Raw genomic sequence first — 22,424 nt, 5'->3', positions numbered from 1 at the left:
GAGCGGCCCTGTGGCGCCCCCCAGACCGTTCGACCCCCCGGGTGGGTGGGGACCTACACGAAGCCCCCTCGGCGGATCCTGCGCCCGATCGGCGGCTGCATCCCCTTCTCACCGGAGGCCGCGGGTGGTAGGGCGTCCGCCTCAGCCGTAGGTGTCGCGCGGACCCCGGCCGCCCGTGGCGCTGCGGCCGCCCTTTCGCCAGGACGGGCGGGTCGGGCCCTTGACGACGACCTTCGTGACGACGCCGTGGCCGAGCTCCTCGTCGAGGCGGCGCACCAGCACGCTGACCAGCAGGCGGACCTGCGTCGCCCACGCCGTGGACTCCGCGCGGACCGTCAGCGTCCCCTCGTCGAGGGACTCCGGCGTGCAGTGCCCCGCGAGCTCGGGGCCCACGACGACGTCCCAGCGCCCGAAGGCGCCGCCGACCGCGACGGGCTGCTCCCACCCCCGCTCCCCGACCAGGCGGTGCAGGGTGCCGCCCAGCGCCTGCGGGTCGCGCGCGTCGGGCCACGCGCCCGAGCGGGCGGACGCGTCACCGCGCCGGGGCCGGCCGTAGGCGCGACCGAAGGCGTCCTTGGTCGCCTTCGTGCCCAGGGGGGCGTTCGAGGGGCGCAGCCCGCGCGCGCCCGCGGCCGCGCGGGCCCGGCCGAGGGCGGAGCGGGCCAGGTCGGCACCGCTCGGCTCGTCGCCGGCGTCGTCGGTGCCGCCCACCGCGGGGGGTGGCAGCTCGACGGCGTCGGAGTCGTCCCCGCCCGGCTCGGGCGGGCGGGAGTCGGGCGGGAGGGGCTCGGGTGGCAGGGCTTCAGGCGGCAGGGGGTCAAACGGCACGGACGGCGCTCCCCGTCACGACGTCCACGCGCGAGGCCCCCGACCCGCGCAGCGCCTCGGGGACGTCCTCGGGCACGGCGGCGGTGACCAGCACCTGCTCGGCGTCCGCGACGACCTCCGCGAGCCGCTCGCGGCGGCCGGCGTCCAGCTCGGCGAACACGTCGTCCAGGACGAGGACGGGGCCGCCCGGGTCCTCCGAGGCGCCGTCGGCCAGCAGCAGCCGGTAGCTGGCCAGGCGCAGGCCCAGGGCCACCGACCAGGACTCGCCGTGGCTCGCGTAGCCCTTGGCGGGCATCCCGCCGAGGGTGAGGACGAGGTCGTCGCGCTGCGGGCCGACGAGGCAGACGCCGCGGTCCAGCTCCGCCTTGCGCTGCTCGCCCATGGCCGCCAGCAGCGCCTGCCGGAGGTCCTCGCGGGTGGGTTGCGCACCCCCGGGCCGGGTGGCGACGCCGTCGGCGAGAAGCGGCAGCGCGCTGCGGTAGGTCAGCTCGAGGTCGCCCTGGCCCCGGCTGACGGCCTGGTAGGCCCCGGCGACGGGCTCGCGCAGGTCCGCCAGGAGCGCGAGCCGCGCGGCCAGCAGCTCCGCGCCGATGCTCGCGAGCTGGTCGTCCCAGACGTCGAGGACGGACGCGTCACCCCGGCCCGAGCGCAGCGCCGCACCCGCCGACTTGAGCAGGGCCGTGCGCTGGCGCAGCACCCGGTCGTAGTCGCTGCGGACGCCCGCGACCCGCGGCCACCGCGTGACCAGGAGGTCGTCGAGGTAGCGCCGCCGCCCGTCGGGGTCGCCCTTGACGAGCGCGAGGTCCTCGGGGGCGAACAGCACGGTCCGCAGGGTGCCCAGCACGTCGCGCGGGCGCCGCACCGGGGAGGAGTTCAGCCGGGCGCGGTTGGCCCGGCCCGGCGTGATCTCCAGCTCCACGAGGGCGCGGCGGCCGCCGCGCACCAGCTCCGCCCGCACGACGGCGCGGGCCGCTCCCTGGCGCACGAGCGGACCGTCGCCCGAGACGCGGTGGCTGGAGAGCGTGGCGACGTAGCCGATGGCCTCGACGAGGTTCGTCTTGCCCTGGCCGTTGAGCCCGACGAACGTCGTCGTGCCCGGGCCGAGGTCCAGCTCGAGCTCGGCGTAGGACCGGTAGTCCACCAGGGAGAGGTGCGCGACGTGCACGCCCGTACCGGGTTCTCGTCGCCCGCGTCTCGGCCCTGCGGGCCTAGCTGACGGAGCCGGCGCCGGAGGAGGGCCCGGCCTCGGTGACCGCGTGGCCGCCGAACTGGTTGCGCAGCGCCGCGACGGCCTTGATGGACGGCGAGTCCTCCTGGCGGGAGGAGAAGCGGGCGAAGAGCGCGGCCGCGAGCACGGGCATGGGCACGGCGTTCTCGATGGCCTGCTCGAGCGTCCAGCGGCCCTCGCCGGAGTCCTGCGCGTAGCCGCGGATGTGGTCGAGCTTCGGGTCCTGCTCCAGGGCGAGGACCATGAGGTCCAGCAGCCACGAGCGGACCACGGTGCCGCGGGTCCACGCCTTGAAGACGGCGGGGACGTCCTTGATGATGCCCTTCGCCTCGAGGAGCTCGTAGCCCTCGGCGTAGGCGTGCATGAGGCCGTACTCGATGCCGTTGTGGACCATCTTGGAGTAGTGGCCCGCACCCACGCCGCCGGCGTGGACGAAGCCCTCCTCGCGGGGGCCGTCGGGGCGCAGCGCGTCGAAGACCGGCATCGCGAGCTTGACGTGCGCGTCGGCGCCGCCGGCCATGAGGCCGTAGCCGTTGTCCTTGCCCCAGACCCCGCCGGAGACGCCGCAGTCCATGTAGCCCGTGCCGCGCTCGCTCAGGAGCTTGGCGTTGATCTCGTCGTCGGTCCACTTCGAGTTGCCGCCGTCGATGACCAGGTCACCGTCCTTGAGCAGCGGGGCGAGGCTCGCCACCGTGTCTCGCGTGATCCTGCCGGAGGGGACCATCACCCAGACGACGCGGGGCGAGGGGAGGGCCTCCACCAGCGCCTGGAGGCTGGGCACGTCGGTGACGTCGGGGTTCGGGTCGTAGCCCGTGACCTCCAGGCCCTTCTCGCGCAGGCGGGAGCGCATGTTCCCGCCCATCTTGCCCAGGCCGACGAGTCCGATGTGCATGAAGTTTCCCCTCGTGTGACCCGGGGCTCCCGGGCGTCTGCGGTCGCCGGCGTCAGCCGGCGAGTCGAACCGGCATCAGCAGGTACTTGTAGGTGTCGTCGTCCCCGCTGTCCGCGCTGGCCTGCCCCGTGATGACGGCCGGTCGCGTGGACTGGGTGAACGACAGGCGGGCGAACTCCGTGTTCAGCGCCCCCAGGCCGTCGAGCAGGAACTGGGGGTTGAAGGCGATCGCGATCGGCTCCCCCGTGAGGGTCGCGTCGAGCGCCTCCGACGCCTGCGCGTCGTCACCCTGGCCCGCCTCCAAGGACAGCAGACCCTCTTCGAAGCGCAAGCGGACGGGGGTGTTGCGCTCGGCGACGAGCGCGACCCGCTTGACGGCCTCGGTGAGGGCCGCGGTGGAGACCACGGCGTAGGTGGGGGACTCGGCCGGGAAGAGGGCGCGCACCTTCGGGTACTCGCCGTCGACCAGCAGCGACGTGGAGTGGCGGCCCGCGGCCTGGAAGCCGATGAGGTCGCTCTTGCCGTCCGCCAGCGCCATGGTGATCGACCCCGTCGCCCCGATGGAGCGGGCGACGTCCGACAGCGTCCGGGCGCGCACGAGGGCGATCGCCGAGATGTCGGGCGTCGAGGGGTTCCAGCGCAGCTCGCGGACCGCGAGGCGGTAGCGGTCGGTGGCCAGCAGCGTGAGCCGGTCGCCCTCGATCTCCATCCGGACGCCCGTGAGGATCGGCAGCGTCTCGTCGCGGCTCGCGGCGATCGTGACCTGGGAGACGGCCTCGGTGAAGGTGTCGCCCGTCAGGGTCCCGGAGGAGTCGGGCAGCGCCGGCAGGGCCGGGTACTCGTCGACCGGCATCGTCAGCAGCGCGAAGCGGCTGGCGCCGCAGGTCAGCGTGACCTTCGAGCCCTCGGTCACGAGCGTCACGGGACGGCCCGGGAGGCTGCGGGAGATGTCGGCCAGCAGGCGCCCCGAGACGAGCACGCGACCCGCGGTGCGGACCTCGGCGGGCACCTCGACGCGCGCTGACACCTCGTAGTCGAACGTCGACAGCGTCAGCGTCCCCTCGGTGTCGGCCTCGAGCAGGACGCCTGCGAGGACCGGGACGGGGGGACGCGTCGGCAGGGCACGCGCAGCCCAGGCGACGGCGTCGGCCAGCACGTCGCGCTCGACCTGCAACTCCACCAGGTACCGCCCCTTCTCCACCGCCGGGAAGCCGGCGTGCTGTCCACGAGGCCCTCACCCCGCCCGGGACGGCCTCCTGGAGGGGCCGGCGACGAACGCGCACGAGAACGGCTCCTGACAGTAGTGGAGTCCCGGGCGGTGGGAGAACGGGGCCCACCACCGCCTCCAGGGCTGCCCGGCCGCCCTCGTCCACCGGGGTTGTCCACCCCTCTCGTGGGTTGACGGACATCTTCATGGAGGAGTTCATCGTCGTAGTAGTCCTTGTGGACGCTGTGGACAACTTCGCATCGTCGCAGGTCAGCGGCTCGATCGCCGTCCACAGGGCTGTGGGTGGCCTGCGGACGGCGAGCTCCGGTCGTCCACAGGCCCGGCTGCCGCTCGCGCGGCGTCCACACCCGTCCACAGGCGCACGGGGCGGCGTGCACGCGCTGTCCACGGGGTTGTCCACGGATCGGGGCGAGGATGTCCACACGCCTTTCCCCAGCGTGTGGACAACCTCTCGGAGCGTGTGCGAGGCCTCCTCGGACCCTCGGGGACGACGGAGAGGGGCCCCCGGGAACGACGGAGAGGGCCCCTCGACGTGGTGTCGGGAGGCCCTCTCGGGTGGCGTCACGAGGACGCCGCGGTGCGGGTGGTGGGGCGCCCTCAGGCGCCGGCCTGCTTCTTGATGCGGTTGGTCAGCTCGGTCACCTGGTTGTAGGTGCTGCGCCGCTCCGCCATCTGCTGCCGGATCTTGCGCTCGGCGTGCATGACGGTCGTGTGGTCGCGGCCGCCGAAGTGCTGCCCGATCTTCGGCAGCGACAGCTCGGTCAGCTCCCGGCACAGGTACATGGCGATCTGGCGGGCGGTCACGAGCGTCCGGGAGCGGGACGTGCCGCACAGGTCCTCCAGCGTGACGCTGAAGTAGGACGCCGTCTGGCCCATGATCGCCGACGCCGTGATCTCGGGCGTCTCGTCGTTGGGGATGAGGTCGCGCAGCACGATCTCCGCCAGCTGCATGTCGACGGGCTGGCGGTTGAGGCTCGCGAAGGCCGTGACGCGGATCAGCGCGCCCTCGAGCTCGCGGATGTTGGAGGAGATCTTCGACGCGATGTACTCCAGCACGTCGTCGGGCGCCTCCAGGCGCTCCCCCGTCGCCTTCTTGCGGAGGATGGCGATGCGGGTCTCGAGGTCCGGGGGCTGGACGTCGGTGATCAGGCCCCACTCGAAGCGGCTGCGCATGCGCTCCTCGAACCCCGACAGCTGCTTGGGCGGCAGGTCGGAGGTGATGACCACCTGCTTGCTCGCGTTGTGCAGCGTGTTGAAGGTGTGGAAGAACTCCTCCTGCGTCTGCACCTTGTTCGACAGGAACTGGATGTCGTCGATCAGGAGGACGTCGACGTCGCGGTAGCGGCGCTGGAAGGCCTGCGCCTTGTCGTCGCGGATCGAGTTGATGAAGTCGTTGGTGAACTCCTCGGAGTTCACGTACCGCACCTGCACGCCCGGGTAGAGGTTCTGCGCGTAGTGCCCGATGGCGTGCAGCAGGTGCGTCTTGCCCAGCCCGGACTCCCCGTAGATGAAGAGCGGGTTGTAGGCCTTGGCCGGCGCCTCGGCGACCGCGACGGCCGCGGCGTGCGCGAAGCGGTTGCTGGCGCCGATGACGAAGGTCTCGAAGATGTACTTCGGGTTCAGCCGCGCGTTCTCGACCTTGCTGGGGGTGCGCCCGCGCGAGGGCTGGCGCCCGGTGCCGGGGCCGCGGTCGACCTTGAAGCCCGTGAAGAGCAGGTCGGGGTCGGAGTCGTCGAGCGGGTTGGCGTCCTCCGCCGTGCGGCGGCCCGAGCCCCGGCCGTCGTAGCCGTCGTCGTCGTAGCGCCGGTTCTCCCCGCCGCCCCGCGCGTCACCGGTGCGGGAGTCACCCGTGCGGGCGTCCGTCGGCCGGCCGTCGTAGCCGCGTCGCGTCGTCGCACCGTCCGGGTCCCCGCCGGCCACCCGCTCGCGCTCCAGGTCGCCGTGCCCCGGGCCGGAGCCCGACTCGCCGTTCAGCTCCGGCGACAGCGTCCCCCCGATGGAGGCGTCCACGGTCACGGCGAGCCGGACGCTGTGGCCGAGCTGGTCGGCCAGCGCCCGGGTCAGCGGCTCGCGGACCTTCTGCTCGATGACCTCCTTGGTGAGGTCGTTCGGCACGGCCAGCAGCGCGGTCCCGTCCAGCAGGCCCAGGGGCTGCGTGAGCCGCACGAAGGCCTTCTGGTGCTGGGTGACCCCGTCGGCGTCGAGCTGCGCCACTGCGCGCTCCCAGACGCCCCGGAAGTCTCCGCCATCGGTGTCCACTGAGGGGTTCTCCCGTCGTTCCACGCTGATCGACGGGCTCCGTCCACACCCCTGTCCACACACTGTGCACGACGGCCGGGGACGACGAGGAGGCCCGTCGGTGCACCGGTCATCGGCGCGGACGTCGGCTCGTCGAGGCGGGACGGTAACAACGGTGGCTCCACCGTTCAAGTGGGGTCCCGCGCCCGGTCGCCCGGGGTTGGCCCGCCCGACGCGCGGAGACCCGAGGATCCGGCCACCGCTGTGCGCAGGCACGACGGTACCCGCCCCGCAGCGCCTCGTCGTCCACCCCGTCGTCCTCTGCGCGGCCTCCCGCGGACGGCGCTTTGACCCCTGCCTCCGGCGCCCGTACTCTGGTCCGGATTGTGCTCTGCGTCCGACCTGCCTCGCGGCGGGCGACGGGAGCCCGGACCTGGCGATCTTGGAGACCTCACGTGAGCAAGCGGACCTTCCAGCCGAACAACCGTCGGCGGGCCAAGACCCACGGCTTCCGCCTGCGGATGCGCACCCGCGCCGGCCGCGCCATCCTCTCCGCGCGCCGTGCCAAGGGCCGCGCGGAGATCTCCGCCTGACCGACCCCGCGACCTCAGCGTGCTGCCCGCGGCGCGCCGCCTGCGACGCAAGGACGACTTCACGTCGGCCCTGCGCGGCGGCAGCCGCGCCGGAACGCGTCGCATGGTCCTGCACTGGACCGCGACCGACGAAGCCCACCCCACGAGGGTGGGCTTCGTCGTGTCCAAGGCGGTCGGGGGATCGGTCGTGCGGCACCGCACCCAGCGCCGGTTGCGCCACCTCGCCGCCCACCGCTGGCCCTCCCTCCCCCCGGAGGGCGGGCTCCTCGTCGTGCGGGCCCTGCCGTCCGCGGCCGGGGCCTCGTCCGCGGAACTCGCCGCCGACCTCGACAAGGGTCTGCGCCGCCTGGGGCTGACGGGCCGTGGCTGACGTCGCGGCCGGGCACCGGGAGGACCGGGCGCAGCGCGAGGACCGGGGACGCCGCTCCCGCTGGCACCCCCTGCGCTGGCCGGCACTGCTGCTGGTCGGCCTGGTCCGCGCCTACCAGCTCGTGGTCTCCCCCCTCCTGGGCCCCACCTGCCGCTTCTACCCCTCCTGCTCGGCCTACGCCGTCGACGCGCTGCGGACGCACGGGGCCGTACGCGGGACCTGGCTGGCCGTCAGGCGCCTGCTGCGGTGCCACCCGTGGAACCCTGGAGGCGTCGACCCCGTTCCGCCGAGGGGTCCATCGCGGCGGCAGCGCTCGTGAGCGGGAGCCCACGGCCGCACCGAGAACCTGAGAGGACGCCAGCGCGTCCTCGACGACAACGTCGAGCGGGCCCCGATCAGCAGGGCCTCGGACACGAGCCGCCGGGCGACCGGCGAGTGGAGGAGAGGACTGCCGGGCGATGATCGATTTCTTCTACCAACTGCTCTACCCCATCCAGTGGGTGGTCGCGTGGATCATGGTGCGCTTCCACGACCTGTGGACGTTCGTGGGCTTCGACCCGGCGGGCGGGACGGCCTGGGCGCTCTCGATCATCGGGCTCGTCGTCGTCGTCCGCATCATCCTCATCCCCTTGTTCGTGAAGCAGATCAAGGCGATGCGCGGGATGCAGGTCATCCAGCCGGAGATGCGCAAGATCCAGGCGAAGTACAAGGGCAAGACCGATCCTGCGAGCCGTCAGGCGCAGCAGCAGGAGATGATGGCCCTGTACCGGTCGTCGGGGACCAACCCGATGGCCTCCTGCTTGCCGATCCTGCTGCAGTCGCCCATCTTCCTGGCGCTGTTCCACACGCTGAACGGCATCGGGCAGCGCAAGCCGGTCGGTGTGCTGACCCTCGACCTGGTCGACCAGGCGGACAACGCCACGATCTTCGGCGCGAAGCTGTCCGGCATCTTCCTGAAGTCCTGGGGTACGGGCGACTGGAACACCATCGTCCTCACCGCCGTGATGATCGTGCTGATGTCCGCGTCGCAGTTCGTGACGCAGCGCCAGCTGATGGCGAAGAACACGTCGTCGGCGTCGATGGAGAACAACCCCTTCGCGCAGCAGCAGAAGCTCATGCTCTACGTGCTGCCCATCGTCTTCGCGGTGTCGGGCGTCAACTTCCCGATCGGTGTCCTCCTCTACTGGCTCACGACGAACGTCTGGTCCATGGGCCAGCAGTTCTTCGTCATCCGGCGCATGCCCAACCCGGGCTCCATCGCCGAGAAGGAGCTCGAGGAGCGCAAGGCGCGCCGGGCGGCCCGCCGCGGCCACGTTCTGCCCTCCGCCGAGACCGGTGGTGGACTGCAGCTGACCAAGGACGGCGACCACACCTCGTCCGTGGCGCCCGTGCGGCGTCAGCGGCAGCAGCCCAAGCGGGGCACCAGCCGCGACGCGCGACGCCGCCCGGGCGCCCCGCCGAGCAGTCAGCGCCCCACCGGGCGCTGACCCCCGCCAGACGACGCACCCCACCGGTGCGGACCAGGACGACGAGCCGCGGACGCGGCACCCAGGAGGACGCGTGAGTCAGGGCACGGCAGGAGCGGTGGACGACACCGAGGCGATGCAGACGGCGGAGCAGCCGGAGGCGGGTGCCCCCGCCGCCGCGACGGGGCGCACCCCGCGCCAGCCGAAGGGCGCGGGAGCGACGCGCCTGGAGGAGGAGGGCGACGTCGCCGCCGACTACCTCGAGGAGCTCCTCGACATCGTCGACCTCGACGGTGACATCGACATCGACATCGAGAACGGCCGCGCGTCGGTCGCGATCGTCGCCGACGGGGCCGGGACGCCGGCGCTGCGCAAGCTCGTCGGGAGCGACGGCGAGGTGCTCGAGGCGCTGCAGGAGCTGACGCGCCTCGCGGTGCAGGCCCAGACCGGGGACCGCACGCGGCTCCTCCTCGACGTCGCGGGCTTCCGGGCCGAGAAGCGGACCTCGCTGATCGGCCTCGCCCAGGAGGTCGTGGCCCGGGTGCGGGCCAGCGGCACCGACGAGAAGCTCGACCCGATGCCGGCGTTCGAGCGCAAGGTCGTCCACGACGCCGTCGCCGCGGCCGGGCTCGAGTCCGAGTCCGAGGGTGAGGAGCCCCGGCGCCGCGTCGTCGTGCTCGCGCCCGAGGCGGCCGGGGACGCGCCCAGCGCGTGAGCTGAGGGGCACCCCCCGCCCGATAGGGTGACGGGGTGTCTGACGAAGTGCCCGAGGGCGGTGGTGTTCCACGTGGAACACCACCGCCCTCCGTCGTTCCCGCTGCCGCAGCCGACGTGTTCGGGGAGCGGGTGGAGCTGGCTGCCGCCTACGTCGCGTACCTCGCCGACGCGGGCGTCGAGCGCGGGCTGATCGGTCCGCGCGAGGTGCCCCGCCTGTGGAGCCGGCACCTGCTGAACTGCGCGTACCTCCACGAGCTGATCCCCCAGGACGCCTCCGTCATCGACGTGGGCTCCGGCGCCGGGCTGCCCGGCATCCCGGTGGCGCTCGCCCGCCCAGACCTCCAGATCCGGCTGGTCGAGCCCCTCGAGCGCCGGTTCCACTTCCTGCGCGAGGTGGTCGCCGAGCTCGGCCTGCGCGACCAGGTCGCCGTGGTCCGCGGCCGCGCCGAGGACGTCGCCGGGGAGTTCTCCGCGCCGATCGTCACAGCCCGCGCGGTCGCGCCGCTGGCCACCCTCTACGGGTGGACGATGCCGCTGGTGCAGACCGAGGGTTCCCTGCTCGCCATCAAGGGCCGCTCGGCTCCCGAGGAGATCGAGGCGGCCGGCGCCGCGCTCAAGGCGCTCGGCATCACCACCACCCCGGAGGTCGTCCACTGCGGGCCGGACGACGAGACCGGGACGACCGTGGTCCGCGTCGGCCGCGGGACGGGTCCGCTGCGCAAGGCGCCGGTCGCCGGTGCGCCGGCCAAGAAGAAGCCCGCCCGCGGTTCAGCCCGCGGCGCCCGCCAGCGGTGACGTCCCCCGCCTCCCTGTTCCGATCTCGTCCCGGAAGGCCCTCAGCGTGAGCACTCTCGGCTGGTTCGGCGGCAGCACCGCCCCTCAGGACTCTCGGCCCCGCGGCCTCGGCTGGTTCGGGCCGTCCCGGAGCGCCGTGGAGGGGGACACCACGGTGGAGTCAGCTCCCTCTGCCACCGTCCACGAGGACGTTCCAGGTGAAACATCGAAGGCTGTCGAGGATGAGCTGTCCGTCTCGGTGTCCGTCGCATCCGGAGATGACCTGGCGCGCGGCGAGCTGACTCCGCCCGCCGCGGTCGCTCGTGTTCCACGTGAAACGGAGGCGGCTGTTGTCGGACCGACCGTGCCGGCTCCCGACCCCGAGCCCTCGGTCCCGACCACGGTGCCGTCGCCTCTCGCGAGTGAAGCGCCTCCTGTGCAGGCCAGCGATGTTCCACGTGGAACCGCGGTGACCGACGTCCTGGTGAGGCCCCCTCGCTACGACCCCCCGCTCGATGTTCCACGTGAAACAGGAGAGGTCGCGCCCGTGCCGATGCCGCAGGCCAGCACGCTGGAGGACCCGGCACCTCCGTCGGCGCCCGTCGTCCCGCCGACTCCCGTCGTGGACGAGCCGACCAACGAGGCGCCACTGCCTCCGGTGACCGCCGCGGCTCGTCCCGCGACTGCGCGCTTCCCGGCGCCGGTCGAGACCCGGATTCTGACGATCGCCAACCAGAAGGGCGGCGTCGGCAAGACCACGACCGCCGTGAACCTTGCGGCGGCGCTGTCGCTGGCCGGTCTCAAGGTGCTCGTCCTGGACCTGGACCCGCAGGGCAACGCCTCCACGGCGCTGGGCATCGACCACAGCGCCGACGTGCCGGGGGTCTACGAGGTCCTCGTCGAGGGCAAGCCCCTCGCCGACGTGGTGCAGCGCTGCGGCGAGGCGCCGGACCTCTGGTGCGCCCCCGCGACGATCGACCTCGCCGGGGCGGAGATCGAGCTGGTGAGCATGGTCGCGCGCGAGTCGCGCCTGCTGCGCGCCCTCACGACCTACCTCAAGCAGGTGGAGCGCTCCGGCGCCGGGCGCATCGACTACGTGCTCATCGACTGCCCGCCGAGCCTCGGCCTGCTGACCATCAACGCCTTCGTCGCGGCACCCGAGGTCCTCATCCCCATCCAGTGCGAGTACTACGCACTGGAGGGCCTGACGCAGCTGCTGTCGAACATCGAGCTGATCCAGCAGCACCTCAACCCGGACCTGCACGTCTCGACGATCCTGCTGACCATGTACGACGGCCGGACGCGCCTGGCGGCGCAGGTGGTCGAGGAGGTGCGCGGGCACTTCGGCGGCGAGGTGCTGCGCTCGCTCGTCCCGCGGTCCGTGCGCATCTCCGAGGCCCCCAGCCACGGCAAGACGGTCATGACTTACGACCCGTCCTCCTCGGGGGCCCTCGCCTATCTGGAGGCGGCGCGGGAGATGGCGCAGCGCGGGGCCGCGCCCGACGACACACCGGCGGCGGTCACCGACGTGCGGACCCCGGCGCGAGATGCTGCCGTCGGGTCGCCGCCGCAGGTGGCGGACCCGTGGTCGCGGTGGACGGACAGTTCGATCGGTCGGCGCGGGATGGCGTCGCAGGAGGGTGGAGCGTGAGCGACAAGCGGCGAGGCCTGGGGCGCGGGCTGGGAGCCCTCATCCCCAACGGCCCGGCGGCATCGCCCCGGCCGCAGCACGCCGACGCCTTCGGCGCCGTCCCCCCGCGCCCTGCGGGGCGGCCGGTCGACGTGTTCTTCGACCAGCGCGAGGTGCCGGCCGAGCCGGAGCGCCCCGCGGACGAGACGCCCTCCGCGGCCCGTGAGGGCCGCGAGAACGACGCACGAGACGCGCAGGACGACCAGCGCGCCGCCGGCGACGACGCGGCCCGTGACGACGACGTGGCGCCTCTCGCGGCCGTCCAGCCCGACGGGCTGGTCGCGGTGCCGGGTGCACGCTTCGCCGAGGTGCCGGTCACCTCGATCATGCCGAACCCGCGCCAGCCGCGGACGGTGTTCGACGAGGACGAGCTCGCCGAGCTGGTCCACTCCGTGCAGGAGATCGGCGTCCTGCAGCCGATCGTGCTCCGCGCCGCGCCGCCCGTGGCGGGTGAGCCGGAGACGTACGAGCTCGTCATGGGCGAGCGCCGCTGGCGCGCCGCCACCGAGGCCGGCCTCGCCACGATCCCCGCGATCATCCGCGACACCGCCGACGACGACCTGCTCCGCGACGCGCTGCTGGAGAACCTGCACCGCAGCCAGCTGAACCCGCTGGAGGAGGCCGCCGCCTACCAGCAGCTGCTCGAGGACTTCGGCTGCACCCACGAGGACCTCGCGGGCCGGATCGGCCGGTCGCGCCCGCAGATCAGCAACACGCTGCGGCTGCTGAAGCTCCCCCCGCTCGTGCAGCGCCGCGTCGCCGCCGGCGTGCTCAGCGCGGGCCACGCCCGCGCCCTGCTGTCCCTGGAGGACGGCGGCGCCATGGAGCGGCTGGCGCAGCGCATCGTGGCCGAGGGCCTCTCCGTGCGGGCCGTGGAGGAGATCATCGCCCTCGGCGACGCCGACACCGCGCCGCGCCGCCGCAACCCCGCGCAGCCGCAGCCCGAGGTCGAGCAGCGGGCCTCCGCCCTCGCCGAGCGGCTCGACACGCGGGTCCGCATCGCCATGGGCCGCACCAAGGGGCGCCTGACGGTGGACTTCGCGGGCCTGGACGACCTCGACCGGATCCTGCGCCTGCTGGAGCAGCAGCCGACGCACGCCTGACGACCGGCGCCCGCCCCACGACGGACGTGCGCCGGCTCAGGCGACGGGGTCGATCAGCTCCCCGACGACGGCGGTGAGGTCGGCGCCGGGGACGACGAGGGCCGCGTCCAGGGGGCGCTGCGGCACGGGCTCGAGCGTCAGGACGACCGTGCAGGGCTCCTCGCCCGCCACGGCGAGGTCGATGCGCTCCACGAGGCCCGTGGCGCCGATGCGGACCGTCCCGGACGCCGGTCCCCGGGCCGCCTGCAGCGGGCCCAGCTCGTCGTGGCGCAGGCTCCGCGCGACGGCGGGCGGGTTGACGTCCGCGGCGAGTGCCAGGTCCAGCTCGACGGCCAGGACGCCCGGGCCCTGCTCGCGCACCGCGGTGGCTGCGCGCAGCCAGTACAGCGGCAGCAGCTCCGTGACGGCGACGCCGTGCACGTCGAGGCTGACCCAGTCGGGCATGCCGAGGTGCAGCGACGTGCCGTGCAGCAGCCCCGGGTGGGTGGGTCCGCCGACGGTGAACCAGGCCGAGGCCACGAGGGGCACGTCGAGGTCGCAGTAGCCGCGGCTGGTGGCGGGAGGGGCCGCGTCCTCCCGGACCGCCACGGAGGCCGTCACGGCGAACGTGGCGTGGGCGGTCGTGCGCTCCACGGCGGTGAGCAGGACGTCGAGGGGGCTCGTCACGGGTCCAGGACTACCAGGCGCCCCGCGCGGGCGCTCCCCCCGCACGACGAACGCCCCCGCCCCGGGCGGGGCAGGGGCGTCCGTCGGCGGCCTCAGGCGGTGAACGCGGTCTGCACGATCCCCCGGTAGACGGCGTCGAGCTCGAGGCCGGCCGCGGCGACGCCCTGAGGCAGGAGCGACGTCTCCGTCATGCCCGGGGCCGCGTTGGCCTCCAGGAACACCGGCGTGCCGTCGGGGTCGACGATGAAGTCGATCCGCGAGACGTGCCGCAGGCCCAGCGCCTCGTGGGCGCCCCGGGCGGCCTTCGCGAGCCGGTCGGTGACGTCGTCGGCGAGGCGGGCGGGGGCGAAGAACTCGGTCGCCCCGGCCGTGTAGCGGGCCGTGTAGTCGTAGGAGCCGCCGTCGGCGACGATCTCGACGGCCGGCAGGACCAGGAGCTCCCCGTCGACCTCGACCACGGAGACGGCGACCTCGGTGCCGGGCACGTGCTGCTGCACCACGGCCGTGTCCCCGTAGGCGAAGGCGTCCACCACCGCCCGGGCGAGGTCGCCCGGGCCGTCGACGACCGCGACGCCCAGCGCGGAGCCGCCGCGGCTGGGCTTCACGACGAGCGGGAAGCCCGCCCACGCCCCGGCGGCCGCGAGGACCGGCTGGGCCCCGAGGTCGCGGAACGTGGCGTGCGGCAAGGCGATGTGCTCAGGGACGGCGATGCCCGCGGCGCGCACGACGCTCGCCGCGATCGGCTTGTCCCACGCCAGGCGGCAGGACTGCGGGCGGGAGCCGACGTAGCGCAGCTCGAGCAGCTCCAGGACGTCGCGCAGGGCGCCGTCCTCGCCGATGGCGCCGTGCAGCACGGGCCACACGACGTCGGGGCGCTCCTCGGCCAGCCGGGGCAGCAGGTGCGCGTCGGCGTCCAGGACGGTCACCTCGCAGCCCGAGGCCCGCAGCGCCTCGGCCACGCGCCGGCCCGAGCGCAGCGACACGTCCCGCTCGTGGGACAGGCCGCCGGCCAGGACGGTCACGCGGGGGTTCATGCGAGCTCCGGTCCGGGCGAGTCCACGCTGCCCTGGCGTTCGTGGGGTGGGGTGCCGACCGAGCCGAAGGTCTCCAGGACCTCCAGCTCGTCCTGGACGACGCCCGCGAGGCGCCGGACGCCCTCGCGGATCCGGTCGGCCGTCGGGAAGCAGTACGACAGCCGCATCGACTGCCGGCCGGACCCGTCGGCGTAGAAGGCCGTGCCGGGCACGAACGCCACCCGCGCGGTCACGGCCCGCGGCAGCATCGCCTTGGCGTCCAGGCCGTCGGGCAGCGTCAGCCAGACGTAGAAGCCGCCGTCGGGGTGCGTCCACGTGGCCTGCGGCAGGTGCGTGGCCAGGGCGTCGAGCATGGCGTCGCGCCGCTCCCGGTACAGCTCGCGGAAGACCTTGACCTGGCCCAGCCAGTCGTAGGTCTGCAGGTACTCGGCGATCGCGAACTGCCCGAACGACGTCGGGCACAGCACCGCGGACTCCGCGGCCAGCACGAGTTTCTCCCGCACGGCGTGCGGGGCGACGGCCCAGCCCACGCGGAACCCGGGCGCGAAGGTCTTCGAGAAGGACCCCAGGTGCACGACGAGCTCGGAGTCCATCGACCGCAGGGCGGGCAGCGGGTCGCCCTCGAAGCCCAGCAGCGCGTACGGGTCGTCCTCGAGCACCAGCACGCCGTGCCGGCGGCAGACGTCGAGGACGGCGGGGCGCCGCTCCAGGGAGAGCGTCACGCCGGCCGGGTTGTGGTGGTTGGGCACCGTGTAGAGGAACTTCACGCGGCGGCCCTGGGCGGCCAGGCGGGTGAGCGTCTCGTCCAGCGCCTGCGGCTGCAGCCCGTCCGCGTCCATGGGGACGTGGACGATCTGCGCCTGGTAGGCGCGGAAGACGTTCAGCGCGCCCACGTAGCTGGGGGCCTCGGCCACGACGACGTCACCCGGGTCGAGGAAGACGCGCGCGACGAGGTCGAGGGCCTGCTGGGAGCCCGTGGTGACGACGACGTCGTCGGGGTGGGCGTGGATCTGCTGCTGGCGCATGACCTCGACGATCTGCTCGCGCAGCACCTCCTCGCCCTGCCCGGAGCCGTACTGCAGCGCGACGGCGCCGCGCTCGGCGACCAGGCGCTGCGCGATGCCCGCGATGGCGTCCAGCGGCAGCGCGGGCAGGTACGGCATGCCGCCGGCGAGGGACACGACCTCGGGGCGGTTGGCGACGGCGAACAGCGCCCGGATCTCCGAGGCCGTCATCGACGCGGTGCGGGCGGCGTAGGTGTCGCGCCAGCGGTCCAGGCGGTTGCCGTGGCGCGAACCGGCGGCCGCGGCCCCGGCCGCGGCGGACGCGGCGGGCGCGTCTGGCGGGCTCGAGGGCGGCGGGTGCTGGCTCATGACGGCCTCCTGGGGCACGTGGTGGATCGCGCGGGTGGAACGGGGTGCGGTGCGTGGTGCAGGCTTACATGGTGCGCCTCGGGTCTCGTCGCACCAGGCGGGACCTCCACCTAGGATGCCCGTGACGACGCGTGACGCGCACGGGCTCCGGCCCGTGTCGCGGCCGCGTCCTCGTACGGGGTGACCGGCGCGAGCGCGGTCACCACCGCCGACGACGGGTCATGGCCGCTGCGCGGTCGTCCGGGAGGGGGCACAGCCCGATGGGTCGCCGGATGGCTCCGCTCACGCTCGACACCGTCTCCGACCTGCCCAAGGCGTCGCGCCGGTGCGTCTTCTGGGAGCTCGACGCCGTCGCCGGCCAGCGCGCCGCCGAGGCGGGCTACCCGGACTTCGAGAAGGAGGCGTGGATCTCCACGGTCCTCCTGCAGTGGGGCCCCTGCGGCCGGATCGTCTACGTCGACGACCAGCCCGTCGGCTTCGTGACCTACGCGCCGCCGGTGTACGTGCCCCGCCAGAACGGCTTCGCGACGTCCCCCGTCAGCGGGGACGCGGTCCTGCTCATGACGGGCTGGATCGACCCCGCCTTCCGCGGCCAGGGCCTGGCCCGGATGCTGATCCAGAGCGCCGCCAAGGACCTCACGCAGCGCGGCATCAAGGCCGTCGAGGCGTTCGGCGGCGGGCCCACCGCGAAGGGCGGGGACGGCAACGACGAGGACGCCCACGACAGCTCCGACCCGTGCGTGCTGCCGGCCCACACGCTGGAGTCCGTCGGGTTCACCGTCGTGCGCCCGCACCACCGCCACCCCCGGCTGCGGCTGGAGCTGAAGAACGCCGTCAGCTGGCGCGAGGACGTCGAGCAGGCCCTCGAGCGGCTGCTGGCCAGCGTCCGCGTCACCTCGCTGACCGGGGTCTCGCAGACCTGACCCGTTGCGCGGCAACGGGTGGAGCCCCGCGGAACGACGGAGCGCCGGAACCCCGTGCGGGGTTTCGGCGCTCCGAGGCGTTGCGGCGCAGCGGGTCAGCCGCGCCCGAGGATCAGAGGAAGTCCTTGAGCTCCTTGAGCAGCGCGGGCTTCGGGCGGGCGCCGACGATGGTCTTGACGACCTCGCCACCGGAGTAGACGTTCAGCGTCGGGATCGACGTCACGCCGTACTTCGCGGCGATCCGCGGGTTCTCGTCCGTGTTGATCTTCACGACCTGGATCTTGTCGCGGTTCTCGTCCGCGATCTCCTCGAGGATCGGGGCGACCTGGCGGCACGGGCCGCACCAGGGGGCCCAGAAGTCGACGAGGACGGGCTTGTCGGCCTGCAGGACGACGCTGTCGAACGTGTCGTCGGTGACGGGGGCGGTGGTGCTCATGGCCGGTCTCCTGTGCTGGGTCGGGTGGGGGTTCGTGCGGTGTTCGCGGACCGTCAGACGGTGACGCGGGGCTGCGGGCGCGGGACCAGGTCGGCCTCGTCGGCCGGCGGCGTGGTCAGCTCCTCGCGCACGGGCTGCTCCTCGCGCTGCGCGTCGTGGCGCTCGGCGAGGAACCGCTCCGCGTCCAGCGCTGCGGCGCAACCGGATCCGGCCGCGGTGATGGCCTGCATGTAGGTGTGGTCGATCACGTCGCCGGCGGCGAACACCCCGGGGAGGTTCGTCCGCGAGCTGCGGCCGTCGACGAGGATGAACCCGTTCTCGTCGAGGTCGACCTGCCCCTTCACGATGGCCGTGCGGGGTTCGTGGCCGATGGCGACGAACAGGCCGGTGGCCGCCACGTCGCGCTCCTCGCCCGTGACCGTGTCGCGCAGCCGGAGGCCGGTGACCTTCTGCTCGCCCTGGATCCCGACGACCTCGGAGTTCCACGCGAAGCGGATCTTCGGGTCGTTCTCGGCGCGCTTGACCATGATCTTCGAGGCGCGCAGCGCGTCGCGGCGGTGGACGATCGTCACGGTGCGGGCGAACTTCGTGAGGAACGTCGCCTCCTCGACGGCGGAGTCGCCGCCGCCGACCACGACGATGTCCTGGTCGCGGAAGAAGAACCCGTCGCAGGTCGCGCACCAGCTGACGCCGCGGCCGGAGAGCCGCTTCTCGTCGGGCAGGCCGAGCTCGCGGTAGGCGGAGCCCAGGGAGAGGATCACGGAGTGGGCGCGGTAGGTGCCGCCGCTGCCGGTGACGACCTCCTTGACCTCGCCGTCGAGGCGGACCTCGACGACGTCGTCCGTGACGAGCTCGGCGCCGAAGCGCTCGGCCTGCGCGCGCATGCCGTCCATGAGGTCCGGCCCGAGGATGCCCTCGGGGAAGCCGGGGAAGTTGTCGACCTCGGTGGTGTTCATGAGGGCACCGCCGGCCGTGACGGACCCCTCGAAGACCAGGGGCGCCAGGTCTGCCCGCGCGGCGTAGAGGGCGGCGGTGTAGCCCGCCGGTCCCGAGCCGATGACGATGACGTTCCGGACGTCGTCCACCGCGTCAGACCTGCTTCCGTGATCGGGAGGTGCTCCAGGTGCTGATCACCTGTCGCGTCGTGCTGCTGTCTCAACCGATCGTACGGGTGCGCTGTTCCCCGCCGGGGGCTCCGCGGTGAGCCGTCCGCGGCGCCTACGGGACGGGGCCGGCGACCGCCTGCGCCGCCAGCGGTGCCTCGCCCGGGACGCAGTCGCGGGCGAGGACCGTGACCTGCACGCGGCCCGGGCCCGCGGGGGAGACGACGACCGCGGCGGGGGTGCCGCGCCACTGCGCCAGGTCGATGCCGAGCACGGTGGCCGGGTCGACCCCGGCGGCCTGCGCGCAGCTCAGGGACTGCGCCACCGCGGGGTCGCCGCGGTCCTCGCCCGCGGCGTCCTGCGGGGAGGTGAGCAGCGTCCGGTCGGGCCCCGGCTGCCCCGGCTGCCCCGGCTGCCCCGGCTGCCCCGGCTGCCCCGACGCGGCGACGACCGCGGCCGCCCCCGCCTGCAGGGCCGCGGGGTCGCCGTAGTCGGCGCCGCTGGACACGACCGGGGGGTCGGGCACCGCCACGGGGCCCGACGCGTCCTTGCGCTCGACCCCGCCGCTGCTCATCGCCGGGGCGCCGGCCGCGGACCCGGCCGACGTGGACGACGCGGCCCCGCCGCCGAGGTCGGCCTGGCTCGCCAGGTACCCACCGCCGCCCAGCACGACGCCGGCGGCCGCGGCGAGCACCCGGTTCCAGCGGCGGGCGCGCCGGCGCCGGTGGTCGAGGGAGGCGACGCGCGTCTCGACCCGGGCCGCGCCGAGCGCCGCGTCCAGGCGGGCGACGACGTCGGCGGGCATCGGGCCGTCCTGAGCGGCCGCGGCGCGCAGGAGGTCGCCGACCGCCCGCGCGGAGGCGTCGAAGGCCGCCACGCCGGCGTCGTCCTGCTCCTCGTCGCTGCTGCTCACGTCCACCTCCCTCGCCCGTCCCCGCTCCTGGTGGCGGCTGCACCGCCGCCGTGCCACCCGTCCTCCGACGCCCCCGCGGGCTCAGCGGTTCCCTGCGACACCCAGGACCTCCGCCAGCGCCGCGCGCCCCCGCGAGCAGCGCGACTTCACCGTGCCGACCGCAACGCCGAGGATCTCCGCGGCCTCGGCGACCGGCACGTCGTACATGTCCACCAGCACCAGCGCGGCCCGCTGCGCCTCGGGCAGCCGCGCCAGGGCCTGCGTCACGTCCAGGCGGGTCTGGACCGACGGCGTCTGGTCCGGCACCACGGCCGGTGCGGCACCCGTGCGCCGCGAGTCCTCGCCGCCCGGGCCGACCTCCTCCTCCAGCGGCCGGGTGGGCCGCACGGCCCGCCGGCGCGCCCGGTCCAGGCAGGCGTTGACGACGATGCGGTGCAGCCAGGTCGTCACGGCCGAGTCGCCGCGGAAGCGGTCCGCGGCCCGCAGCGCGGACACCAGCGCGTCCTGCACGGCGTCGGCGGCCTCCTCGCGGTCGCCCGTGGTGCGCAGGGCCACGGCCCACAGGCGGTCGCGGTGGCGGCGCACGACCTCGCCGAAGGCGTCCGGGTCGCCCGCCACGTGGGCCGCGACCAGCTCCGCGTCGGTGCGGGGGTCGCGCGCGTCGCCGTCCGCCGGGGGCGTCACGGCACCGGGGTGCCGAGGACCTGCAGCTCGGACACCGTCAGGCGGGCCTGGCCGTCCGTGGTCGGCAGCTGCGTCACCCACAGCAGGACCGTGCGCGTGCGGACGGGGGTGAGCGGCGTCAGGGTCGCGACGCCGCCCGCCGCGGACTCGGCGACCGGCACCGAGCCCTCGTAGCCGCCGGTCGGGGCGTTGCGCAGCTCCACGCGGCCGCCCTCGCCGGCGTCGGTCAGCACGACCGAGGTGACGTCGACGTCCGCGCCGAGGTCCACCAGCAGGCCGATGCCGCTCTTGAGGCCGCCGAAGCCCGCGGAGGTGTAGCGCTCGCTGGACCAGCTGCTCGCCGGGTCGCCGTCGACCGTGCGCTCGACGCCGCCGGGGCTCGTGCCGTCGCCCTCGGGGTCGATGGCCGTGACACCCGCGACCCGCAGCGGGACGGGGGCGGGGGCGGCGGGCGGCGGGGTCGTCGACGGGGCCGGCGCGGCGGGGCTCTCGGCCGCCGGCGTGCTCGGCGCGGCGCTGGACGTCGCCGCGGGCTGCCCCGACAGCTCCCCGGGCACGCCGATGCGGCTGAGCTGCCACAGGGCGACCACGAGCCCGACGACCACGCAGACCGCGACGATGGCCAGCACCAGGCGGGAGTCCGACTGCGGCGGGCGTCCCGTCGAGGCCGGGGCCGCGAAGGGCACCGGCGGCTCCTCGTCGGGCACGACCTCGCGGCTCGCGAGCCGCTGCCGGACCTCGCGCGTGGCCCGCTCGCCGCGCATGTCGCGCAGCACGTCGGCCCACACGGCCATCGACCACGGCGCGAGCTGCAGGGCGAGCTCGGACGGGTCGCGCGGGCCGTCCTCGTGGGGGCCGAACGTGACCACGCACAGGGTGTCGAGGTCGTTCGGGACGTCGGGGCGGATGTCCTTCGGCGGCACGGGGTGCCCGTCGCCGGACGGGGCCGCGGGCAGGGTGCGGTGCGCCGCGATGCCCGCGGCCGCCGGCCAGCGGCCCGTCAGCCCGGCGTAGACGAGCGCGACGAGGCCGACGGCGTCCGCGCGGTTGGCCAGCACCGTCGCGCGCGCGGCCGAGACCACCGGGGGGTCCTTCTCCAGCGCGGCCTCCAGGCCCAGGCCGACGACGCGCACGACGCCGTCCGGGCCGAGGACGACCGAGTCCGGGGTCAGGCGGGTGTGGTGCAGGCCGCGGCGGGCGGCCGCGTCCAGGGCCGTGGCGACCTCGCCGACGAGCGAGCGCACCGCGGGGGCCTGCAGGGGCCCCTGGCGCAGCAGGTCCGTCAGAGTGCGGCCCTCGACGTCCTCCTCGACCACGTAGACCGTGCCGCCGCCGGGGCGCTGGTCGGTGCCGGCGTCCAGGACGCGGGGGACGTGCGGGTCGCTGACCATCGCGGCGCGGCGGGCGGCGTCGAGGAACTCCGCGGCGCGGGCGTCGGCGGCGTCGAGGGTGCGCACGCGGACCCAGCGGTCCAGCGTCGTGTCGCGCGCGCGGCGCGGCCGCGCGTCGGGCGCCCCGCCCGGCTCCCCGTCGAGGGCGTAGCGGTCCGCCACGGTGCTGCGGCCCACGGCGTCCAGAACGTCCCCCTCGTGCTCCACGGCGCACCCGCCGTCGCCGGGGGCGCGACCGACCTCGACCGCCGGGGCCAATCCTAGGGGCGCGCGCCGCTGCGCCGGGGCCGTCCGCGCGCGCTCAGCCGGCGGCGGGGCGCACCGCGCCGAGCAGCCCCGGCATCGCGACGCCGGCCTCGCGGACCACGTCGCCCGTGTGCGGGGCGTGCAGGACCTTCCCGCCGCCGAGGTACAGCGCGACGTGGTGGATCGTCGCGGGGTCGGAGCTCGTCGCGTAGAAGACCAGGTCGCCGGGCCGCAGGGCGTCCAGCGGCACCCGCGGCAGGCCCGCGTACTGCTGCCGGGACGTGCGGGGGATCGCCGTGCCCGCCTGCCGGTAGGCCCACTGCGTGAGCCCCGAGCAGTCGCAGGTGGACGGGCCCGTCGCGCCCCAGACGTAGGGCAGGCCCAGCCGGGTCCGGGCGGCGGCGACGGCCGCGTCGGCGGCGGTTCCGTCGGCGGCGGTGTCGGGGCCGGCGGTGGTGCTTCCGTGGGCCGCGGGGGCGTCCGCCGTCGAGGTGGTCCGCGGGGCGCTCGCGGTGCGGGCGGCGTCGG

At 74.7% G+C, this 22,424-nt stretch carries 23 protein-coding genes; 9 read left to right on the top strand and 14 right to left on the bottom strand.

All coding sequences use genetic code 11. The features are described 5' to 3' along the window. Window positions 1-141: 141 nt before the first annotated feature. The 5 genes from F1544_RS06765 to dnaA form a co-directional block, all read right to left on the bottom strand. Entirely contained in the window at window positions 142-828 is a 687-nt protein-coding gene (locus F1544_RS06765) for a DciA family protein (RefSeq protein WP_308469919.1), read from the bottom strand. Then, a complete protein-coding gene (gene recF / locus F1544_RS06760) occupies window positions 818-1,993 on the bottom strand; it encodes a DNA replication/repair protein RecF (RefSeq protein WP_167583569.1) in 1,176 nt (391 codons plus the stop codon). The genes F1544_RS06765 and recF overlap by 11 nt, the downstream gene beginning before the upstream one ends. 43 nt (window positions 1,994-2,036) lie before the next feature. Continuing rightward, window positions 2,037-2,948: a phosphogluconate dehydrogenase (NAD(+)-dependent, decarboxylating) gene (gnd, locus tag F1544_RS06755; RefSeq protein ID WP_167583567.1), complete on the bottom strand. Its 912-nt coding sequence runs from the start codon at window positions 2,946-2,948 to the stop codon at window positions 2,037-2,039. A gap of 52 nt (window positions 2,949-3,000) precedes the next feature. Next, window positions 3,001-4,128, bottom strand: a complete 1,128-nt coding sequence (dnaN, locus tag F1544_RS06750; RefSeq protein ID WP_167583565.1) for a DNA polymerase III subunit beta — start codon at window positions 4,126-4,128, stop codon at window positions 3,001-3,003. A 645-nt stretch (window positions 4,129-4,773) separates the two neighbouring features. Next, the gene (gene dnaA / locus F1544_RS06745) at window positions 4,774-6,435 is read right to left on the bottom strand and encodes a chromosomal replication initiator protein DnaA (protein ID WP_167583563.1); all 1,662 of its coding nucleotides are present in this window, start codon (window positions 6,433-6,435) and stop codon (window positions 4,774-4,776) included. 434 nt (window positions 6,436-6,869) lie between these two features. On the opposite strand from dnaA, the gene rpmH reads away from it, so the two are divergent. The 8 genes from rpmH (at window position 6,870) to F1544_RS06705 (ending at window position 13,127) form a co-directional block, all read left to right on the top strand. Beyond that, window positions 6,870-7,007 (top strand): 50S ribosomal protein L34, encoded by a 138-nt coding sequence (rpmH, locus tag F1544_RS06740; protein WP_166607023.1) that lies wholly within the window; start codon window positions 6,870-6,872, stop codon window positions 7,005-7,007. Between the two features lie 19 nt (window positions 7,008-7,026). Further along, on the top strand, window positions 7,027-7,377 hold the full coding sequence (gene rnpA / locus F1544_RS06735) for a ribonuclease P protein component (RefSeq protein WP_167583561.1): 351 nt from the start codon (window positions 7,027-7,029) through the stop codon (window positions 7,375-7,377). Beyond that, window positions 7,370-7,696 carry a membrane protein insertion efficiency factor YidD gene (gene yidD / locus F1544_RS06730; protein ID WP_167583559.1) on the top strand — a complete coding sequence of 109 codons (327 nt, stop codon included), beginning with the start codon at window positions 7,370-7,372 and terminating at the stop codon, window positions 7,694-7,696. Before rnpA ends, yidD begins: the two co-directional genes overlap by 8 nt. Window positions 7,697-7,835: 139 nt before the next feature. Continuing rightward, entirely contained in the window at window positions 7,836-8,864 is a 1,029-nt protein-coding gene (yidC, locus tag F1544_RS06725) for a membrane protein insertase YidC (RefSeq protein WP_167583557.1), read from the top strand. A gap of 73 nt (window positions 8,865-8,937) precedes the next feature. Further along, the gene (locus tag F1544_RS06720) at window positions 8,938-9,558 is read left to right on the top strand and encodes a Jag family protein (protein WP_308469917.1); all 621 of its coding nucleotides are present in this window, start codon (window positions 8,938-8,940) and stop codon (window positions 9,556-9,558) included. Window positions 9,559-9,605: 47 nt separating this feature from the next. Further along, window positions 9,606-10,355, top strand: a complete 750-nt coding sequence (gene rsmG, locus F1544_RS06715) for a 16S rRNA (guanine(527)-N(7))-methyltransferase RsmG (RefSeq protein WP_167583735.1) — start codon at window positions 9,606-9,608, stop codon at window positions 10,353-10,355. 532 nt (window positions 10,356-10,887) lie between these two features. Continuing rightward, window positions 10,888-11,985, top strand: a complete 1,098-nt coding sequence (locus tag F1544_RS06710; RefSeq protein ID WP_167583733.1) for a ParA family protein — start codon at window positions 10,888-10,890, stop codon at window positions 11,983-11,985. Next, a complete protein-coding gene (locus tag F1544_RS06705; RefSeq protein ID WP_167583555.1) occupies window positions 11,982-13,127 on the top strand; it encodes a ParB/RepB/Spo0J family partition protein in 1,146 nt (381 codons plus the stop codon). Before F1544_RS06710 ends, F1544_RS06705 begins: the two co-directional genes overlap by 4 nt. Window positions 13,128-13,163: 36 nt before the next feature. Here the strand turns inward: F1544_RS06705 and F1544_RS06700 are convergent, their stop codons facing one another. The 3 genes from F1544_RS06700 to F1544_RS06690 form a co-directional block, all read right to left on the bottom strand. Beyond that, window positions 13,164-13,793 carry a hypothetical protein gene (locus F1544_RS06700; protein ID WP_167583553.1) on the bottom strand — a complete coding sequence of 210 codons (630 nt, stop codon included), beginning with the start codon at window positions 13,791-13,793 and terminating at the stop codon, window positions 13,164-13,166. A gap of 92 nt (window positions 13,794-13,885) precedes the next feature. Continuing rightward, a complete protein-coding gene (locus F1544_RS06695) occupies window positions 13,886-14,827 on the bottom strand; it encodes a D-alanine--D-alanine ligase family protein (RefSeq protein ID WP_167583551.1) in 942 nt (313 codons plus the stop codon). Beyond that, a complete protein-coding gene (locus F1544_RS06690) occupies window positions 14,824-16,200 on the bottom strand; it encodes an aminotransferase-like domain-containing protein (protein WP_167583549.1) in 1,377 nt (458 codons plus the stop codon). The genes F1544_RS06695 and F1544_RS06690 overlap by 4 nt, the downstream gene beginning before the upstream one ends. A 260-nt stretch (window positions 16,201-16,460) precedes the next feature. Here F1544_RS06690 and F1544_RS06685 point away from each other — a divergent pair, with 260 nt between their 5' ends. Then, entirely contained in the window at window positions 16,461-17,123 is a 663-nt protein-coding gene (locus F1544_RS06685; RefSeq protein ID WP_167583547.1) for a GNAT family N-acetyltransferase, read from the top strand. Window positions 17,124-17,235: 112 nt separating this feature from the next. On the opposite strand, the gene trxA is transcribed toward F1544_RS06685, so the two are convergent. From trxA to F1544_RS06655, 6 genes are all read right to left on the bottom strand, one after another. Then, window positions 17,236-17,559, bottom strand: a complete 324-nt coding sequence (gene trxA, locus F1544_RS06680) for a thioredoxin (RefSeq protein WP_167583545.1) — start codon at window positions 17,557-17,559, stop codon at window positions 17,236-17,238. 53 nt (window positions 17,560-17,612) lie between these two features. Further along, on the bottom strand, window positions 17,613-18,644 hold the full coding sequence (gene trxB / locus F1544_RS06675) for a thioredoxin-disulfide reductase (RefSeq protein WP_167583543.1): 1,032 nt from the start codon (window positions 18,642-18,644) through the stop codon (window positions 17,613-17,615). 133 nt (window positions 18,645-18,777) lie between these two features. Further along, on the bottom strand, window positions 18,778-19,575 hold the full coding sequence (locus F1544_RS06670) for an RsmA family anti-sigma factor (RefSeq protein WP_167583541.1): 798 nt from the start codon (window positions 19,573-19,575) through the stop codon (window positions 18,778-18,780). An 81-nt stretch (window positions 19,576-19,656) separates the two neighbouring features. Next, the gene (gene sigM, locus F1544_RS26190) at window positions 19,657-20,259 is read right to left on the bottom strand and encodes an RNA polymerase sigma factor SigM (RefSeq protein WP_167583539.1); all 603 of its coding nucleotides are present in this window, start codon (window positions 20,257-20,259) and stop codon (window positions 19,657-19,659) included. Then, window positions 20,256-21,857 carry a protein kinase family protein gene (locus tag F1544_RS26185; protein WP_167583537.1) on the bottom strand — a complete coding sequence of 534 codons (1,602 nt, stop codon included), beginning with the start codon at window positions 21,855-21,857 and terminating at the stop codon, window positions 20,256-20,258. Before F1544_RS26185 ends, sigM begins: the two co-directional genes overlap by 4 nt. A 94-nt stretch (window positions 21,858-21,951) precedes the next feature. Then, on the bottom strand, window positions 21,952-22,424 hold a 473-nt coding region (locus F1544_RS06655; protein ID WP_167583535.1), incomplete at its 5' end, for a C40 family peptidase.

Source organism: Kineococcus rubinsiae (assembly GCF_011839805.1).
In the GTDB taxonomy this organism is placed as follows: Bacteria; Actinomycetota; Actinomycetes; order Actinomycetales; family Kineococcaceae; genus Kineococcus; species Kineococcus rubinsiae.
The sequence above is the reverse complement of the archived record's forward strand: the minus strand, read 5'-3'. Positions and strand labels throughout refer to the sequence as shown.

What these genes read in the sequence shown, in the direction of transcription:
- F1544_RS06695 (WP_167583551.1), bottom strand. Translation starts at nt 14,827, where the DNA reads ATGAACCCCCGCGTGACCGTCCTGGCCGGCGGCCTGTCCCACGAGCGG.
- F1544_RS06710 (WP_167583733.1), top strand. Translation starts at nt 10,888, where the DNA reads ATGCCGCAGGCCAGCACGCTGGAGGACCCGGCACCTCCGTCGGCGCCC.
- F1544_RS06685 (WP_167583547.1), top strand. Translation starts at nt 16,461, where the DNA reads ATGGGTCGCCGGATGGCTCCGCTCACGCTCGACACCGTCTCCGACCTG.
- F1544_RS06690 (WP_167583549.1), bottom strand. Translation starts at nt 16,200, where the DNA reads ATGAGCCAGCACCCGCCGCCCTCGAGCCCGCCAGACGCGCCCGCCGCG.
- trxA (WP_167583545.1), bottom strand. Translation starts at nt 17,559, where the DNA reads ATGAGCACCACCGCCCCCGTCACCGACGACACGTTCGACAGCGTCGTC.
- gnd (WP_167583567.1), bottom strand. Translation starts at nt 2,948, where the DNA reads ATGCACATCGGACTCGTCGGCCTGGGCAAGATGGGCGGGAACATGCGC.
- yidC (WP_167583557.1), top strand. Translation starts at nt 7,836, where the DNA reads ATGATCGATTTCTTCTACCAACTGCTCTACCCCATCCAGTGGGTGGTC.